The sequence below is a fragment of the Nocardioides terrae genome, from assembly GCF_900112345.1.
Taxonomy (GTDB): Bacteria; Actinomycetota; Actinomycetes; order Propionibacteriales; family Nocardioidaceae; genus Nocardioides; species Nocardioides terrae.
Genome location: NZ_FOLB01000003.1, coordinates 118,567 through 135,392 on the forward strand (window position 1 = coordinate 118,567; position 16,826 = coordinate 135,392).

The following is a 16,826-nucleotide window of genomic DNA, read 5'->3' on the forward strand; positions in this document are numbered from 1 at the left end:
ACCCTCCCAAGGTCACGGAAACCAGCGCACAGTAGCAGTAACTACCGGCGAGTATGTGCACCTCGTCACAGCCGCCGAGCGGTGTGCGCAAACCGTTACCTGAGGCCCGACTCGATGTGGTCGACGGCGCGCCCTGTGTCATAGTCCCGCCGTGGATCCCCACGCCGTCGACGACCGCTCCCGGTCCGAGCAGGCGCGCCCGGGGATGGCGGAACGCCTGTGGGCGAGCCTCCTGCGCGAGCGTGGGGTGGTCCTCGCCGGCAGCGCGATGGTCCTCGCCCAGCTCGGGTTCCGTGCGTGGGCGACCCTCGGCTCGTGGTTCTACTTCGACGACCTGGCCTTCATGTCGCAGGCGATGAACCGCCCCTTCGACCTGCACTACCTCTTCCAGTCCTACGGCGGGCACCTGATGCCCGCAGGGTTCGCGGCGGCGGCGGCCCTGACCGCCGTCTCCGCCTACACGTGGTGGCCCTGGGCGCTCCTCCTGCTCGCGCTGCAGGCCCTGTCCGGCTTCGGGATGCTCCGGCTGCTGGTCTCGATGTTCGGCCGCCGGCCGCTGGTGCTCGCGCTCCTGGCCGGCTACCTCTGCTACGTCTTCACGCTGTCCGCCGGGATCTGGTGGGCGGCCGGCATCAACCAGCTGCCCATGCTGGTCGCGCTGACCTTCGGCCTGCACGCCTTCCTCGACCACCTCCGCAGCCTGCGGATCCGTCCGCTGGTCGTCGCCCTGCTGTGGACCGTCGCCGGGCTGGCGTTCTACGAGAAGACGCTGCTCGTGATCGGTGTCTACGCCATCGTGGCGATGGCCTACTTCACCTCCGGCGACACGCCTGCCCGCCTGCGACAGCTGTGGTCGACGTACCGCTGGGCGGTGGTGGGCTTCTCGGCGCTCGGCGTGGCCTACCTGGCGCTCTACGTCGCCCTGTCCCCCGACTTCGCGGCCAGCCAGGGCGGCGACAACCCGTGGGGGCTGCTGACCTGGAACCTGGTGATGGTGAGCTTCGCGAGCGCACTGGTCGGTGGCCCGCTGCGCTGGGAGAGCGTCGGCATGGGCTCCCTGGCCGATCCCAGCTATGTGGTGCAGGTGGCCGCCTGGGCGGCGCTGGCCGGCCTGGTCCACCACTGCGTCACGACCCGGACCAGCAGCATCAGGGCCTGGCTGCCGCTCGCCTTCACGATGGCGTGCACGGCCGCCCTGCTCGTCAGCAACCGCGCCGGCGCCGTCGGCCCGTCCATCGCCCGCGAGTACCGCTACCAGCCCGAGTCGGGTGCGCTCTTCGTCATCGGCGCGGGACTCGCGCTTCTCCCCCTGCTCGGCGCGGTCGAGCAGAACCAGCGCCGGCAGGGCCTCGTCGCCCCCTGGGAGCGGACGAGGTACGTCGCCCCGGTGGTCGCCGTGGTCGTGGCGCTCGCGACGGTGTCGGCGACGACCTACGTGCGCTCCTGGCACCACGCCAACCGCACGCGTGACTATCTCGACAACGTGCGGGCGGCCCTGCGCGCTGCGCCCGAGCCGCCGCCGCTGGTCGACGCCGGCATCCCGCAGGACCTGCTGTGGTCCTACCGCTATCCCGAGAACACCTACAGCCACGTGTTCCGGCGCCTGGCCGGCCCGCTCCGCTTCCCCACCGCCTCGCACGAGCCGCTGCAGATGTTCGACGACGACGGCCGCCTGGTCACGGCCTCGCTGACCACGGCGCGGTCGATGGTCGCCACCGCCGGGTGCGGCTACCGCTCCGACGGCGCCGGCGACGTCGAGATCCCGCTCGACGGCCCGGTCCTGGGGTCGAACTGGTGGATCGCGCTGACCTACCGCAGCCGGGAAGCGGTCGACGCCGAGGTCGTGACCGGCGACCTGAGGCACCGCCTCACGCTCGCCGAGGGGCGACACACGGTCTACCTCTCCGCCGAAGGCGAGTTTCACACCGTCGTGATCCACCATGGTGCTGGCCACTCCTCGACCGACGGCCTGTGCGTCAGCGCGCTGACCCTGGGCCTCCCGACCGCGACACCACCGACCTCATGACCGTTGACCAGCCCGGCCCGCGCAGTCCTGTCGCGCGGGACCTGCCGCACCCGCTGGCGCGGTGGACGGAGGACCACCTGGTGATCCCGGCCCGGGCGCACGTCCGGGCGAGGTGGCGTCGGCTCCGCGCCGAGCGGGTGCTTCAGGTGGCCGTCGCGCTGATCGTGGTCCAGCTTGCGCTCCGGGCGTGGGCCCTGAGCCGGTCGTGGTACACCCAGGACGACTTCGCCTTCATGGCCCGCATGCTCGACGACGGCATCACCCCGTCGTCGCTGTTCCGGCCGTACGCCGGCCACGTCATGCCGGTGCCGATGCTGGTGTCCTGGCTGAACGCGACGTTCGCGCCGTTCAGCTTCCTCCCGACCGCCGCGGTGATCTGGGGCATGCAGGCGGTCGCCGACATCGGGCTGCTGATGCTGCTGGTGCGCTGGTTCGGCGTACGCCCGGGCATCCTGCCGCCGCTGGCGCTGTACCTCTTCTGCGTCATCTCCGTGCCGGTGATGGTCTGGTGGGCGGCCGCAGCCAACCAGCTACCGCTGCAGATCGTGCTCTTCTTCGCCCTGCAGACCCACGTCGCCTACCTCCGTACGCGGCGCGTGCGGCACGCCTGGTCCACCGCGGCCTGGCTGCTCGGCGGCTTCCTCTTCTACGAGAAGACTCTCTTCGTGGTGGGCGCCATGGGGATCGTCTCGGTGGCCTACTTCGCGACCGGCACGCTGGCCGAGCGGCTCCGCTACTTCTGGGCGGAGCATCGCGGCGTCGCCGTGCTCCACATCGTCCTGAGCGCGTCCTACCTGCTCGTCTACTACCGCGCGGTGCTCGACTTCGACCCGGCCGCGGCAGCCAGCGGCAGTCTTCCGGACGTCGTCGCCAACATGGCCTTCCGTGGCTACCTCCCGGCCTTGCTCGGTGGTCCCCTGAGGTGGTCGCACACCGACGAGTTCGGGAACCCGTCGCCCGGCTCGCTCGGCGTGCTGGTGGCGGCCGTCCTGGTCGTGGCGATCGTCCGCACCATCAGCCGCTCCCGCGTCAACAGCCTGCGGGCGTGGTGGCTGCCAGCCTCGTTCCTCGCCAGCAACATCCTGCTCGTCACCGCGGGGCGCACCAGCCTCGCCGGCGCCTGGCTCTCGCGAGACTTCCGCTACCAGGGCGAGATGGCCGCCGTGACAGCCGTGGCGCTGGCCTGCGCCCTGATGCCGATGCGCGGTGCGACGGAGACGGTCGAGCTCCGTCCGGGCGCTCACGGGTTCGCCACGAGGTCCCGCCAGGTCGCGGCCTTCGTCGTCCTCTGCTCGATCCTGGGAACGGTCTCCACCGTCCAGTTCGTGGCGAACTGGAGCGATCATCTCGTCGGCCGTTCCTACTTCCGGACACTGCTCCGCGAGGCCGATGCCGCCGGACGCCCGTACCCGTTGGTCGACCAGCCGGTGCCGAAAGCCATGCTGCTCCCGCTGCTCTACCCCGACAACCTCCAGAGCAAGATCATGCGGCGCGTCGTCGACGACGGCAGGGTCCGGTTCGTCACGGCCTCGGTCGACGAGCTTCGGATGACCGACGAACAGGGCCGGATCTGGCCGGCTGCGATCACGCCCGTGCGCTCGGCCCCGGCCGGGCCGTCGGCCTGCGGCTACGAGATCGACAGCTCGCGGACGATCCCCCTGGACGGGCCGGTGGCATTCGGCGGCTGGTGGGCCCGCGTCGCCTACTACGCCGCGCAGCCGGTGTCGGTGCACGTCACCCTCGGCGACACCGAGCACGACCTCGTGCTGCGCAGCGGGATCCACGCGTTCTACGTGGCGGGCGACAACTTCGACTCGATCCGCGTGTCTCCCGACATCTCCTCCGGCCGGCCGCGTCCTCAGCTCTGCGTGGGCGACGTCGTCGCGGGCCGTGCCGAACCAGTGAAGGCGAGCCAGTGACCCGAGACCGCACCTTCCCGACGCTCAACGCGCTGCGCGCGATCGGCGCGATCATGGTCGTGCTCACCCACTCCGCGTTCAACACCGGCCGGATCAACCAGGGCTGGAGCGGCGCTGTGCTCGCCCGCTTCGACTTCGGTGTGACGCTCTTCTTCATCCTCTCCGGCTTCCTGCTCAGCCGGCCGTGGTTCCTGGCGGCCGCGCTGGAGGAGCACCGCCCCTCCACCGGGCACTACCTGTGGAAGCGGGCGCTGCGCATCCTTCCGCTGTACTGGGTGGTCGTGGTGGTCGCGCTGCTGCTCGACCCGGTCAACGACGACGCCGACGCGGTCGACTGGGTCACGAACCTGACGTTCACCCAGCTCTACACCCACGGCCTGCTGCCGAGCTCGCTGACCCAGATGTGGAGCCTGTGCACGGAGGTGGCGTTCTACCTCGTGCTGCCGCTCCTCTGTGTCGCGCTCATCGGGCGCCCCGGTCGCGGCCTGCGGCTGCGCCGGGTGGTGGTCGGCGCCATCGGGATCTCCGTGCTCGGCGTCGCCTGGCAGGTGTACGTCGCCCAGATCCCCGGCTCGGAGGGCCACTACGCCCAGTGGCTGCCGGGCTACCTTCCCTGGTTCATGGTCGGCGTGGTCTTCGCGGCCGTCTCGGCGAGCCTGACCGCGCGCCCCCGTGACCACGTGCTCGACCGCCTCGCCGCCGACCTGACCGGATGCTGGATCCTGGCGGCGGCCGTCTTCGCGATCGCCTGCACCCCGCTGGCCGGCCCGCGGCTGCTGCTGATCCCTGGTGCGTGGGAGGCGGGCTCGAAGGTCGTCCTCTACACGGTGACGGGCGCCTTCTTCGTGCTGCCGCTGGTCTTCGGCCCTGAGCGGGACGGCCTCGTCCGGAACCGGCTCAGCACGGCGGTCCCCGCCTGGCTGGGCGACATCTCCTACGGCATCTTCGCGATCCACATGCTCGTGCTCAACCTGGTCTTCTCGGTGCTCGACCTCGAGGTCTTCACCGGCCACTTCGCCACGGTGGTCGCGCTGACCCTGACGATCACCGTCGCCCTGGCCAGTCTGTCCTTCTACCTGTTCGAGAAGCCGATCCTGCGGGCCAAGAACGTCGGGCGCTTCGCGCGGATGGAACCCCCGGACCTCGAGCCGGAGCCCGAGCAGACCCCCGAGATCGCTCCGTGACTGCTCTCCATGCGCGGGTGACCGCGGCCGCCCGCCCCCTGCGCGGTGCGCCCCGGCACCCGGTGATCCTCCTCGGGCTCGTGATCATCGCCGCCGGGACGGTCCTGCGCGGCTGGGCCGTCAGCCGCACGTGGTTCTGGCTCGACGACCTCATCCTGGTCGGGCAGGGTCAGGACGGCCTCGGCTGGGGAGCGCTCACCGCGCCGTACAACGGGCACCTCATGCCCGGTGGGCGGCTGCTCGCCTGGAGCGTCGCCCAGGGTTCGCACTACGACTACAGCCTCGCCGCGACGCAGATCGTGGCGCTCTACGTCCTCGCCTGCCTGGCGGTCCTCCGGCTCCTGGTCACCCTCTTCGGCCGGCGCCCGGCGATCCTGGTCGCCCTCTCCTACTTCGCCTTCAGCCCGTGGCTGATCCCCGCCACCACGTGGTGGGCGGCGACGATCAACCACCTGCCGGTCCTCGCCACGACGGCGCTCGCCCTGGACGCCCACGTCCGCCACCTGCGGACGAACCGGCGCGGTCACCTGGTCGCGTCGGTCGTCTGGATGGTCGTCGGCCTGGCCTTCGCGGAGCTGGCCCTCTTCGCCTACATCCCGCTCGTCGTCATCACGCTCGGCTACTTCACCGCAGGGTCACCCGTTGCTCGGCTCACCGAGCTCTGGAGCCGCTACCGGCCCGCGCTCCTGGCCCACACGGTCCTGGTGGTCGTCTACGCCGGCCTCTACCTGAGCTCGCCCGCAGCGAGAACCCCACCCGGCGACGGCGTCGCGTGGCGGGAGTACGTCGACAACATCTTCCTCCGCGCCTTCCCAGCGGCCGTGATCGGCGGACCCGGCAGCTGGACCCAGCCCGCGATCGGGCTGTCGAAGCCCACCCCGTCGGTCCTGGTCCAGGTCATCGCGCTGGCGGTGATCGCCGCCGTCTTCGCGCTGGCCTCGCTCACCCGCGACCGAGGCCTGCGCGCGTGGTCGATCCCCCTGCTCCAACTGGCGGCCATCACCCTCCTCGTCGGACATGCCCGGCAGATCTACGGCCCGGACCTCGCGCTCGACCTGAGGTTCACGACGCCTCTGGCGCTCGGTGTCGCGCTCGGACTCGGGCTGGCCTTCCTCGAGGTCCCGGGTGCGCGGGAGTGCTCCACCCTGCGAGCACGGCACTGGATCCTCAACCGTTGGCCCGGACCGGCGGTCGCCACGGCGGCTTTCGTCGCCTTCGCCATCGTCAGCGCCAGCAGGTTCCCCCTGCTCCACGTGGACGAGGACGACTCGGCGCGCCCCTACCTCGACACCTTCGCCGCCTCGCTCGCGCGCGCGGAGAAGCCGGTCACGCTCATCCCCGGCGTCGTCGCCCCGCGCATCGTGAGTGGCGCGGTCGCCGACTCGCCCCTCGACTTCGACGCGCAGTACCGACGGGTCCTGCACCCGTGGCGCGACGAGCTCACCTTCACGCAGGTGCTCGTCGACGACCGGAGGGCGGACGCCTCCATGCTCGACGACTCAGGGGCGATCGTGCCCGCCTCCCTGACGGTCGCCCGCCGCATGCGCGAGCCTGCTCCGGCGGCCGGCGCCGACGGCTGCAGCGGCTACCCGCTGAGCTCCACGACGACGTACGCCCCGCTCGACGGGCCGATCTCCGGCTCCGGGTGGCTGCTGCGCGTCAGCTTCGACGCCGACATCGAGACGCCGGTCCGGATCCGGGCGGGCGAGCGCCGGACGGACGCCGTCCTTCCTGCCGGTGAGCACACCGTGCTCCTGGCCGCCCCCGGTGACTACGACGCCATCGCCTTCTCCGGTCTCGCCCCGGGCGCCGAGGTGTGCGTGACGGGCCTCGCGGTCGGCCGGGCCGGCACCTCCGGCGCCGGCGGCTGACCGATCAGTCCTGGCGTGCAGGGCTCCACAGCAGCGCTGCCGCCAGGAGGCCGACCGCCGCCAGCGCCCAGCCCTGGGTCCACTCGACGGCCCACGACCGCTCGGTGATCCTGTCCCACGACAGCCCGAGCCCGGAGCCCCAGAGCGCCAGCCCGGCGAGCCACGGCCAGCCGACCCGAGCCCGCAGCAGCGGCCCCGCCAGGACGACCAGCACGGCGACGCCCAGGCCCCACCAGCCGCCCACGAGGCCGAGCACGACCGCGATCACGGCCACCTCCAGCAGACCGGCCCGTCGGCGGCCGAGCGGCGGCAGGTCGGTCTGCTCCGCTCGGCGACGGGGCACCGGAAGGAGGACCACCAGGACGCAGCCGAGCAGGCCCACTCCGCCGGCCACCAGCGCCCAGGTGAACGACCGGGCGGCGGGCACGCTGAGCCGAACGGTTCCCGCGGCACCGGCCGGCACCAGCCACGCCTGCTTCCAGCCGTCGGTCCGGATGGGCGTCAGCGTCCTCCCGTCGAGGGTCGCCCGCCAAGCGTCGTTGACGTTCTGGGGCAGGGTGAGCACCGACGACCCGCTGCGCTCGGGCAGCGCCACCGAGATCGGAGCACCCCGCCCGTCGCGCTCCGTGGTGAGCGTCGCGGTGCGGGCCGGAGCGGCGCCCTGCCGCTCGAGGGTCACCGTGTCGACCCGGAAGAGGGCCGACGGAGGCGCGATCACCGTGTGCGCGCCCGTCCCGGACAGCAGGTCGTCGGGAACGTCGCCGCACACCGAGAGACCGACCTGTCGCCCACGCACCAGGTCCCTGACGCTGGCGGTGACCGCCGTCCGCAGTGACGTCCGGTCGACGAGGATCTGCGGACCCGACCCACAACCGAAGCTGCGCGGCTCGGTCGACGCCACAGCCTCGGCCCGGGCGTCGTCGAGGCCGCCGAAGGTGAGGCTGCTGATGCCAGGCATCGCGTCCTCGAACCGCGAGCCCACCACGTGGACGGCCGGCTCGCTGCTCGCCACCTCCAGCCGGAGCGACCTGACCCGCCGCCAGTCGGGCAGCTGCGCGACGCCGTCGGCATCCAGCTCGACGACCGTCCTACGCCGGCCGGCCGTCAGGCGCAGAACCGTCGGCCGGGCGGCGGCGGCGTCGTCGCTCGTCGTCGCCACCAGCGAGGTCAACCGGGTCGGGTGCGGGAACGTGATCGTGACGGTGTCGTCGCGGTCGGCGGCCACCCACGTCGTCCCGGGGTCCCCGTCGAGCATGGCGGTCGGTCCGGCCGCGACGTCGTACGCCGGTCCGGCCGAGCTCGTCGCCCGCATCACGGTGGCGCTGATCGGCAGGTCGTCCACCCCGCGACGGAGCGAAGCGGTGGCCGTGAGGTCGTAGTCGTCACCGGACGTCGTCTCGAAGGCGCGGGCGAGGGTGTCACCGTCCTCGCCCGCGGCCTGCAGGGTCGGCGAGCAGGGCAGCGCGTCGCCGATGCTGGTGCAAGCGGCACGGTCGGGGTCCCGGGTCAGGGAGACGAGGTCGACCGGCACGTCGGGGAGCGGCTTCGGGAGCCGGAGCAGGCGCAGCGGCTCCAGCCCGGGCACCTCCACCTCGCTGATCGCCAGCGACCCCGGCAGGCTCAGGTCACGCCCGGCCGCGACGATCCGCAGCAGGTCGCCGAAGCCCAGCTTGGTCGAGTAGGTCCTCGTCTGCCCCGGTTCGGGCGCCGGACGCAGGACGCTCTCGTCGCCCGCCCACAGCTGCAGCTGGTCGACGGGGGCGGAGTCGGCGGCCAGGGTGACCCGGACAGTGCTCAGGTCGACCGGCTCGGTGAAGCTCATCTGCCAGACCTGGCCGGTCGGGTCCAGCTGGCGCGCCGAGCGCCAGGCCGTTGTCGGGTCACCGTCGATGGCCGCACCGGGGTGGTCGCCGATCCGGATCGGCGGCAGCGCGCTGACCGAGCCCTCGCTCGAGCTGGCGGTGACGTCGGAGACGCCGAAGGACCACTGCTCGGTGGTCTGCCAGCGAGCCTGGTCCGCGACGACGCGGTGCTCGTGCTCGGGGCCGCCGAGCTGGTAGTCGCGCTCCGCGGGCATGGTGGCCGACTCGTTCCAGCGGACGCTGGCGAAGTTGGTCTCGCGCCTGCGCATGTCGTCGGTGAGCACCTGACCATCGCCGTCGGCGAGGAGCGAGCGGCCGGCCCGTTCGGCGTCGGCGGCCAGGAGCAGCTGCCCACCGCCCATGCGCTGGACGGCGGGCGCGAGGGTGCTGCCCGGGTCAGCCGCGGCGGCCTTGGCGCCGGTCGTCAGGTAGGCGGTGGCGGCGCCGTCCACCGAGTACACCTCGATCGAGCCCACCTCGGCGGAGATGCCGTCGCCCTCGATGATGCGCCCAGCCCCTCCGTCGGGCTCCGGCTTCACGGCCGGCGCCCCCACCGTCGGCCCGAACGACTCGGCCAGGCTGATGCCGTGCGTGTGGCCCAGCAGGCTGGCGACGTAAGCAGGGTCGGGCGCGCCGGTCTCGAACCGGTCGACGTCGTTGCGGACCACGAGCCTGCCGACGCCGTTCGCGGCGAGGAACCGGGCGAAGGCCCGGTCCGCCCCGTCCGCCTCGGACGGGGGGTGGCCGGACTCGAGGTAGCGGGTGACCGCGTCGAGGAAGACGACGTTGCCGGGCTGTGCCAGCGGGATCACGTTGCGCACCGCCCACGGGCTGTCCGCGAGCCCCTGCATGACGTCGTCGTGCGTGTTGCCCCAGGAGTAGACCCCGAACGCGGAGGCGGGGACCACGAGCGAGACGGTCCCGTCATCGGTGCGGGCCAGGTAGTCGGCCGCCTGCGACCAGTAGGCCGGGACCTGCGCCACGCCCTCGCGCGGGGCCACCTCGTCCTGCAGCCAGGGCGTCGCCAGGGCGACCAGGGCGAGCGCCGTGGCGGCCCGCATGCCGAACAGGGCCGCCCCGGCCCCTCGCCCGCGGATCAGCCGCGGAAGCTCGGCGAGGAGGTGAGCGAGGCCCAGCACCAGCGGGAGGCGCAGGACGACGTCGAACTTGTGCAGGTTGCGCAGTGGCGCGAGCACACCGTCGAGCAGCGCGGTCCGGTCGTCGGCGAAGAAGCCGGCCAGCTGCCCGGAGTAGCCGAAGCCGACCAGCGCGACGCCCGCGAGGACGCTGAGCCCGAGGAAGCGCCGCTCCGGGTTGCCGTGCAGCGCGACTCCGACGAGGCCCGCCGCGGCGATCGCGGCGGCGTCGAGGAGCAGGTGCTCGGAGGTGACCAGCGTCTGGCCGGCGGTGTAGTCGATCCCGGTGAAGTAGGCGACCCAGTCGGAGGTGCCGACCAAGGTGCGGCCGAGGCCGGTCGGCACGGTGGTGATGCCTGCGTTCTCGATGTAGTCCAGGAACGGCGCGCTGTAGCGGCCGAGGAGGAGCAGCGGCAGGCTCCACCAGAGCGTCGCGAGCGCGGTGAAGAGCGTCCACCAGCCGAGCAGGCGCCACCGCCGGGGACCGCGATCGCGCGTGACGATCCAGATGACGCCCAGCGGCAGCACGGCCGCCACGGCGACCGCGTTGACGCCGCCGCAGGTCGCCACGACCAGCGCGCTGAGAGCAGCGGCACGGCGTACGGAGCCCTCGCGGCTGCCGCGAACCAGGGGCAGCAGCACCCAGGGCGCCAGCGCCATCGGCCAGACCTCGACCGACGTGCCGCCGATCAGCGTGGTCATGCGGGGGGTGAGCACGAACGCGAACCCGGCGACGACCTGCGTGAGCGGTGACCCGATCGCGAGCCGCTGGGCGAGCCTGACCACACCGAAGAACGCCGCGCACAGCAACAGCGCCCACCACAGCCGCTGCACCACCCAGCCGGGCATCTGGGCGGCGTGGCCGAGCCAGAAGAACGGCCCCATCGGCCAGGCGTAGCCGTAGGCCTGGTTCTGGACCTGCCCGAAGGCAGCCGACGGGTCCCACAGGTGCAGGGCGTTGGCGAGGAACTTGCCGGGGTTGGTGACCAGGTCGAACTTCGTGTCGGCGACCATCGCGCCGGCCGACTGGGAGAAGGCCAGCGCGGTGAGGAGCGCTCCGTAGCCCCACATCCGCAGGGGCGCGGTGGCGCGCCCCTCGCTCACCGCTTGCGCAGGACGAGCAGGAGGTTCCACGACAGCACCTCCCCCACGAGCGGCACCCGGACGATCCAGCGGGCCCACCGCGGGTGGTAGCGGGCCGCGCGGAGCAGCACCTGCGCACGCTGCTGCCGGCCGGACCAGCGCAGCATCTCGGCGGCCGTGACGGCGTACATGGACTCCCCGAACCTGTTCTTGGGCTCCCGCCCCTGCGTGCGCAGGTACCGGCGCCTGGCGTACCGGCCGCCCAACAGGTGCCAGGGCGACGTCTCGTGGCCACCCCACGGGCCCCACCACAGCGTGTAGGAGAGGAAGACGATGCCGCCGGGCCTGGTGACGCGGAGCATCTCCTCAGCCATCCGGGCCCGGTCCGGGACGTGCTCGAGCACGTTGGAGGAGTAGCAGACGTCGACGGAGTCGTCGGCGAACGGCAGTCGCATCCCGTCGCCGATCACGGTGCCGGGCGCGATCTCACCCTGCCCGGAGAGCTCGCCGACGTCGGCGTCGAGGGCGACGTACGCCGCCCCGGCAGCGGTGAAGGTGTCCCGGAAGTATCCGGGGCCACCACCGACGTCGAGCACGGTGGCGCCGTCGAGGTCGGCGTAGACGCCGAGCTGTCCGACGGAGTCGGCGGCCAGTGCCGTGTAGAAGCGGCGGGGGTCGTCCTGCTCGTGACGGAAGTCGGCGAAGAGGCGGAGCGAGCGGCCCAGCGTCGGTGCCCACGGACGAGGTCGCGGGGTCTGGATCCGGCGGAGCACCGGCGGAGCCTAACCGAGCCGTCGGCGGCTGTGCATATCGTCACAGGCTGATCTACTCTCCAGTAATGCGTTCGGGGGGAGGGGCGTTCTGGGCGGGGCGCCGCGTCGTGCTGATGACCTGGCGCGACACCGGGAACCCCGAGGGCGGTGGCGCGGAGGTCTACCTCGAACAGGTGGCCCACGGCCTCGTCGAGCTGGGTGCCGAGGTCACCTGCTTCACCGCCACGTACGACGGCGCGCCGGCGGACGAGCTGGTCGACGGCGTCCGCTACGTGCGCCGCGGCGGCAAGCTCAGCGTCTACCTCTGGGGCATGCTGCTGCTCCTCACCGGCCGGCTCGGCCGGCCGGACGTCGTGGTCGACGTCCAGAACGGCCTCCCGTTCTTCACACGGCTGGTGACCCGGCGACCGGTGGTCGTCCTGGTGCACCACGTCCACCGCGAGCAGTGGCCGGTCGTCTACCCGGGTGCGAAGGGCCGGGTGGGCTGGTGGATCGAGTCACGCCTGGCGCCGCGGCTCTACCGTGCCTGCCAGTACGTCGCCGTCTCTCGCGCCACCCGGGCCGAGCTGAACCGCTACCGCGTCTCGCCGGACCGGATCGCTGTCGTGCACAACGGCACCGACCTCGGCATCGACGCGCATCCCAGCAAGACGTCGCACCCGTCGATCTGCGTCGTGGGCCGGCTCGTGCCGCACAAGCGGGTCGAGCACGCGATCGACGCCGCGGTCCGCCTGCGCGAGGAGTTCGACGGGCTCAGGCTGACCATCGTCGGCAGCGGCTGGTGGGAGGACGAGCTGAAGGCCCACGCCGCCGAGCGGGGGGCAGGTGACACCGTCGAGTTCCTCGGTCACGTGGACGACCAGACGAAGCTCGCCGTCTACGAGCGCTCCTGGGTGCTGGCCGTGCCGTCCCTCAAGGAGGGCTGGGGCCTGGTCATCACCGAGGCCGGCCGCTGCAGCACGCCGTCCGTCGCCTACCGCGCGGCGGGCGGGACCACCGAGTCGATCGTCGACGGCGTGTCGGGCCTCCTCGTCGAGGACCAGGCCGAGTTCGACGACCGGCTACGGGAGGTGCTGGCGGACGAGGTCCTGCGCAAGCAGCTCGGCGAGGGCGCCTACTGGCACGCCGCGGCACACACCTGGGACCAGTCGCGGCTGAACTTCGCGGCCGTCCTGAAGGCGGCGGTGTGCGGCGAGCGAGTCGCCGTCTCCGACTGACGCCCGCCACTCACAGGCTGGTGCGCTCGAAGACCGGGCGCGGCAGCAGCCGGATCACGGCCATGATCAGGCGCCAGCGCCGGGGCGTGTAGACGACCGGCCGGCCCCCCTCGACCCCTCGCACGATGTCCCCGGCGACGGTCTCGACCTTCGCGAGGCTGAGCCGGCCACCACGGAGGTGGTCGGTCATCGGAGTGGCGGTCGGGCCGGGCTTCACCAGGGTGATCGCCACCGATGTCCCCGCGGTGCGGTGCTGCAGTCCGGCCACGCCCGTGGCGACCATCGCCTTGGCCGCGCCGTAGAGGTAGTTCGACCGGCGCCCGCGGTCACCGGCGACCGAGCCGATCACCGCGAGCGCGCCGCTGCCCTGCTCGAGCAGGCGCAGGGTGGCGAGGTGGGCGGCCAGCAGCGTGAGGGTGCCGTTCACGGTGAGCAGGTCGGCTGCGACCGCCGGGTCGGCGTCCGCATCCTGCTGTGTCGGCATGGTGCCGAAGGCGACCATCACGACGTCGACCGGTCCGTCGGCGAAGACGGCGTCCACCGCCTGCGACACCGCCGTCGTTTCGGTGAGGTCGTGGAGCGCCGTGGTCACCTCGACCTCGGCGGACCTCGCCCCCAGGTCCGCGGCCACCCGCTCCAGGCGCGTCCGGTCACGTCCGATCAGCCTCAGGGTCAGCCGACCCGTCGACGGATCGTGGCCGGCGACCCACTCGCGCAGGCAGCCCTGCGCGATGCCGCTGGTCGCGCCGAGCACGGCGATGGTCCTCATGACTCTCCTTCAGGCCAGGCCCAGGCGACGCGCCTGTGCCGAGACGAACACACCGGTGGCGCCGTAGCGGCTGCGGACCTGCTCGAACTCCTCCAGCCGCGGATATCCGGCGGCGAACATTCCCGACGTCATCCGGGAGTCCTTCGTGAGGTAGAGGCGGCCGCCGGCCTCGAGCACGAGGCGGTCGAGCATCTCGCACAGCCGCAGGGCGTCCGGGCCCGCCTTGAGGTCGACGGTGAGGGTGTACCCCGGCCGGGGGAAGCCGAGCATGCTCGCGTTGCCCTCGCCGAAGACCTTGAGTACGGCGAGCGGGGAGGCCAGGCCGCTGGCGGCGATGAGGCGCACGGCCTCGGCCACGGAGTCACGTCCGGCCGCCTCCGGCACGACGAACTGGTACTGCAGGAACCCCTGGCGACCGTAGAGCCTGTTCCAGTCCGAGAGGCGGTCGAGGGGGTAGAAGAACGGCTCGTAGCCGACCCGGTGCCGGACGAGCGGACGCCTGACCCGGCCGTAGTAGAGGGTGTTGAACGCGGCCACGGTGAAGCGGTTGAGCAGCCTCGCCGGCGTGTCGACAGGTACGGGAAGACCTCGCGCCGAAGCGGCCCCGAGGTCACCGTCCTCGGCGTGCTCGCCGAGCATCACCAGCGAGCGGCCCAGGCTCGACCCGGTCGCGACGAGGTCGATCCAGCCGACCGAGTAGGTCGATCCGGCGTATTCCTCGAACGCGTCGAGGGCGCCGTCGAGCGACGGAGTCTTGACCACCGTCTCGTCGATGGCGCGTGAGCGCACCGGGCGCAGCCTGAACGTAGCCTCCAGGACGATCCCCGTCAGGCCCATCCCCCCACAGGTCGCGTGGAAGAGGTCGGGATGGCTGGCGCGGGAGACCTCGAGGACCTCCCCCGACGCCACCAGCACGCGCAGCGAGGACACGTGGTCGGTGAACGCGCCGTCGCGATGGTGGTTCTTGCCGTGCACGTCGCTGGCGATCGCACCGCCGACCGTGACGAAGCGGGTGCCGGGCGTCACGGGGAGGAACCAGCCACGCGGCAGTGCGACCGCAAGGACGTCTGCGAGCGACACCCCCGCCTCGCAGGTGAGCTCACCGGTGGTGTCGTCGAAGGCGACGAGGTGGTCGAGCCCGGTGAGCTCGGCGATCCGCTCCCCCAGCGAGCTGTCGCCGTAGCTGCGCCCCAGTCCGCGCGCGGTGACCGGCCCGCCGCGCACGACGGCTGCGACGTCGTCGACGGTCCGCGGGTGGTGCACCTCGGCGTCGACGACCGGATAGCGCCCCCACCCCGACACCGGGACCGGACCGGTCACATCGTCACCACCTTGGCGGCGACGAAGACGGCCACGACGAGCAGAGCGGCCACCAGGGAAGCGCGGTCACGGGTGGCGAAGATGATCGGGTCCTCGTCCATCGTGCCGCGGTGCGCCAGCAGCCACACCCGCATCAGCCAGGCCAGCAGCACCGGCACACCGCACCAGAGCAGCTCCGGGGTGTCGTAGAGGACCGAGGTCTTCGGGTCGTCCACGTAGAGGGAGAAGATCACGACGGCCGCCACGCTCGAGGCCACGCCGTAGGACGAGAGCAGCTCCAGGTCCGTCTCGACGTAGCCGCGCCCGCGCACCTGCACGCCGACCTGCCCCATCGTGCGACGGATCCGGGTCAGCTCGTTGACCCGCTTGGTCAGCGCCAGGCTGAGGAAGAAGAACATCGAGAACGTGAGCAGCCACATCGACAGCTCGACGTCGATCGCTGCCGCGCCCGCGACGATCCGACTGGTGTAGAGGAGACCCAGGACGACGACGTCGAGCACCGGCTGCCTCTTGAGGCGGAAGGTGTAGGCGGTCGTCAGCACCAGGTAGGCCGCCAGCGCCGCGACGAACAGCGCTGGGAGGAACGCCACCGAGAGCCCGAACCCGACCACCGCCAGCGCCGGCCACAGCATCCAGCCGGTGAGCAGGCCGACCCGGCCCGACGCGAAGGGCCGCAGGCGCTTGCGCGGGTGGTGACGGTCGTGGACGACGTCGGCGAGGTCGTTGAGGACGTAGACGCTGGAGGCGACCAGGCAGAAGGCCACCACGGCGAGAAGCATCTGCAGCACCGCGGAGGCGTCGTCGAGCCGCTGCGCGGTGAAGAGCGGAACCAGGACCAGGGCGTTCTTGACCCACTGGTAGGGCCGCAGCAGCGAGCCGAGCGCGCGCAGCCGTCCCTCGGGCGACGGGAAGACCATGCCGACCTCGGTGACGCGACCGACCCGCTCGGCGAGCGAGCGCCTGGCGCCCACGACGACGTGCCCGGTGGCCGCTGCGCCCCAGACCGAGAGGTCGGCCCCGTGGTCACCGAGGTAGTCGAAGCCGCGCTCGCCGAAGCGCTCGACGAGCACCTCCCGCTTGGCGCTCCCCTTCAGGTTGACGCCGTCGGCAGTGGCGATGACCTCGTGGAAGATGCCCAGCTGATCGGCCACGGCCTGCGCCTGCCAGGCCGCGCTGGCGGTGGCCAGCACCAGCCGACGGCCGTTGCTCTGCTCGGCCTCGAGCCAGGTCAGCACGTCACCCCGGTAGGGCAACACCGACGCGTCGAGCTCCGTCCGGGCGGCCAGCTCGGCCTTGAGGTGTGCCTTGCCACGCCGCAACCAGCCCGCCAGCCGGAACACGCCCAGTGGTGAGTGGGTGAGGAAGGCGGTCGCGGCCTCGTGCAGCGTGTCCGTCGCGACGAGCGTCCCGTCGAGGTCGACCACGAGCGGTCGCGACACGGTGCTGCTCATCGCTGTCCCGGTCCGGCGCACGGCACCGGGCGGACGGGGAGCCGAACGCTCAGCGGGTGCCGTACTGGACGGCTGAGGAGCCCGACACGTTGCCTGCGTTGTCCGGCTTCGAGTCGACGGTCGTCGTCACGAGTCCGACGACGGTCACGGCGGCGACAGCCCCACCCACGAGGATGCTGGCAACGGTGCCGATGAAACCCATGCTCAACAACGAA

The 16,826-nt window shown here is 72.2% G+C and carries 11 protein-coding genes; 5 read left to right on the forward strand and 6 right to left on the reverse strand.

Going from position 1 to position 16,826, the window contains the following annotated elements:
- The first annotated feature begins 151 nt into the window (after nt 1-151).
- The 4 genes from BM236_RS05340 to BM236_RS05355 are packed head-to-tail and all read left to right on the forward strand — an operon-like array spanning nt 152 to nt 7,000.
- Nucleotides 152-2,026, forward strand: a complete 1,875-nt coding sequence (locus BM236_RS05340; RefSeq protein WP_091121086.1) for a hypothetical protein — start codon at nt 152-154, stop codon at nt 2,024-2,026.
- Nucleotides 2,023-3,945, forward strand: coding sequence for a hypothetical protein (locus tag BM236_RS05345; RefSeq protein ID WP_139230030.1), 1,923 nt, complete (start codon nt 2,023-2,025; stop codon nt 3,943-3,945). The genes BM236_RS05340 and BM236_RS05345 overlap by 4 nt, the downstream gene beginning before the upstream one ends.
- A complete protein-coding gene (locus BM236_RS05350) occupies nt 3,942-5,129 on the forward strand; it encodes an acyltransferase family protein (RefSeq protein ID WP_091121090.1) in 1,188 nt (395 codons plus the stop codon). Before BM236_RS05345 ends, BM236_RS05350 begins: the two co-directional genes overlap by 4 nt.
- Nucleotides 5,126-7,000, forward strand: a complete 1,875-nt coding sequence (locus BM236_RS05355) for a hypothetical protein (RefSeq protein ID WP_139230031.1) — start codon at nt 5,126-5,128, stop codon at nt 6,998-7,000. The genes BM236_RS05350 and BM236_RS05355 overlap by 4 nt, the downstream gene beginning before the upstream one ends.
- A 4-nt stretch (nt 7,001-7,004) precedes the next feature.
- Here the strand turns inward: BM236_RS05355 and BM236_RS05360 are convergent, their stop codons facing one another.
- Complete coding sequence (locus BM236_RS05360) at nt 7,005-11,102, reverse strand: alpha-(1->3)-arabinofuranosyltransferase domain-containing protein (RefSeq protein ID WP_091121095.1); 4,098 nt, start codon at nt 11,100-11,102, stop codon at nt 7,005-7,007.
- A complete protein-coding gene (locus tag BM236_RS05365; protein ID WP_245750148.1) occupies nt 11,099-11,854 on the reverse strand; it encodes a class I SAM-dependent methyltransferase in 756 nt (251 codons plus the stop codon). The genes BM236_RS05360 and BM236_RS05365 overlap by 4 nt, the downstream gene beginning before the upstream one ends.
- 65 nt (nt 11,855-11,919) lie before the next feature.
- Here BM236_RS05365 and BM236_RS05370 point away from each other — a divergent pair, with 65 nt between their 5' ends.
- Nucleotides 11,920-13,071, forward strand: coding sequence for a glycosyltransferase family 4 protein (locus tag BM236_RS05370; protein ID WP_091121096.1), 1,152 nt, complete (start codon nt 11,920-11,922; stop codon nt 13,069-13,071).
- 10 nt (nt 13,072-13,081) lie between these two features.
- Here the strand turns inward: BM236_RS05370 and BM236_RS05375 are convergent, their stop codons facing one another.
- The 4 genes from BM236_RS05375 to BM236_RS18650 are packed head-to-tail and all read right to left on the reverse strand — an operon-like array spanning nt 13,082 to nt 16,813.
- Nucleotides 13,082-13,840, reverse strand: coding sequence for an SDR family NAD(P)-dependent oxidoreductase (locus BM236_RS05375; RefSeq protein WP_091121099.1), 759 nt, complete (start codon nt 13,838-13,840; stop codon nt 13,082-13,084).
- A gap of 9 nt (nt 13,841-13,849) precedes the next feature.
- The gene (locus tag BM236_RS05380; protein ID WP_091121101.1) at nt 13,850-15,160 is read right to left on the reverse strand and encodes an FAD-binding oxidoreductase; all 1,311 of its coding nucleotides are present in this window, start codon (nt 15,158-15,160) and stop codon (nt 13,850-13,852) included.
- Complete coding sequence (locus tag BM236_RS05385) at nt 15,157-16,611, reverse strand: UbiA family prenyltransferase (RefSeq protein ID WP_091121103.1); 1,455 nt, start codon at nt 16,609-16,611, stop codon at nt 15,157-15,159. The genes BM236_RS05380 and BM236_RS05385 overlap by 4 nt, the downstream gene beginning before the upstream one ends.
- A 49-nt stretch (nt 16,612-16,660) precedes the next feature.
- A complete protein-coding gene (locus BM236_RS18650) occupies nt 16,661-16,813 on the reverse strand; it encodes a DUF2613 family protein (protein WP_139230032.1) in 153 nt (50 codons plus the stop codon).
- Nucleotides 16,814-16,826: the final 13 nt, after the last annotated feature.

Bases quoted from the DNA above. Each gene is read 5' to 3' on its own strand.
- BM236_RS05345 (WP_139230030.1), top strand. From the start codon at position 2,023: ATGACCGTTGACCAGCCCGGCCCGCGCAGTCCTGTCGCGCGGGACCTG.
- BM236_RS05375 (WP_091121099.1), bottom strand. From the start codon at position 13,840: ATGAGGACCATCGCCGTGCTCGGCGCGACCAGCGGCATCGCGCAGGGC.
- BM236_RS05385 (WP_091121103.1), bottom strand. From the start codon at position 16,611: ATGAGCAGCACCGTGTCGCGACCGCTCGTGGTCGACCTCGACGGGACG.
- BM236_RS05370 (WP_091121096.1), top strand. From the start codon at position 11,920: ATGCGTTCGGGGGGAGGGGCGTTCTGGGCGGGGCGCCGCGTCGTGCTG.
- BM236_RS18650 (WP_139230032.1), bottom strand. From the start codon at position 16,813: ATGGGTTTCATCGGCACCGTTGCCAGCATCCTCGTGGGTGGGGCTGTC.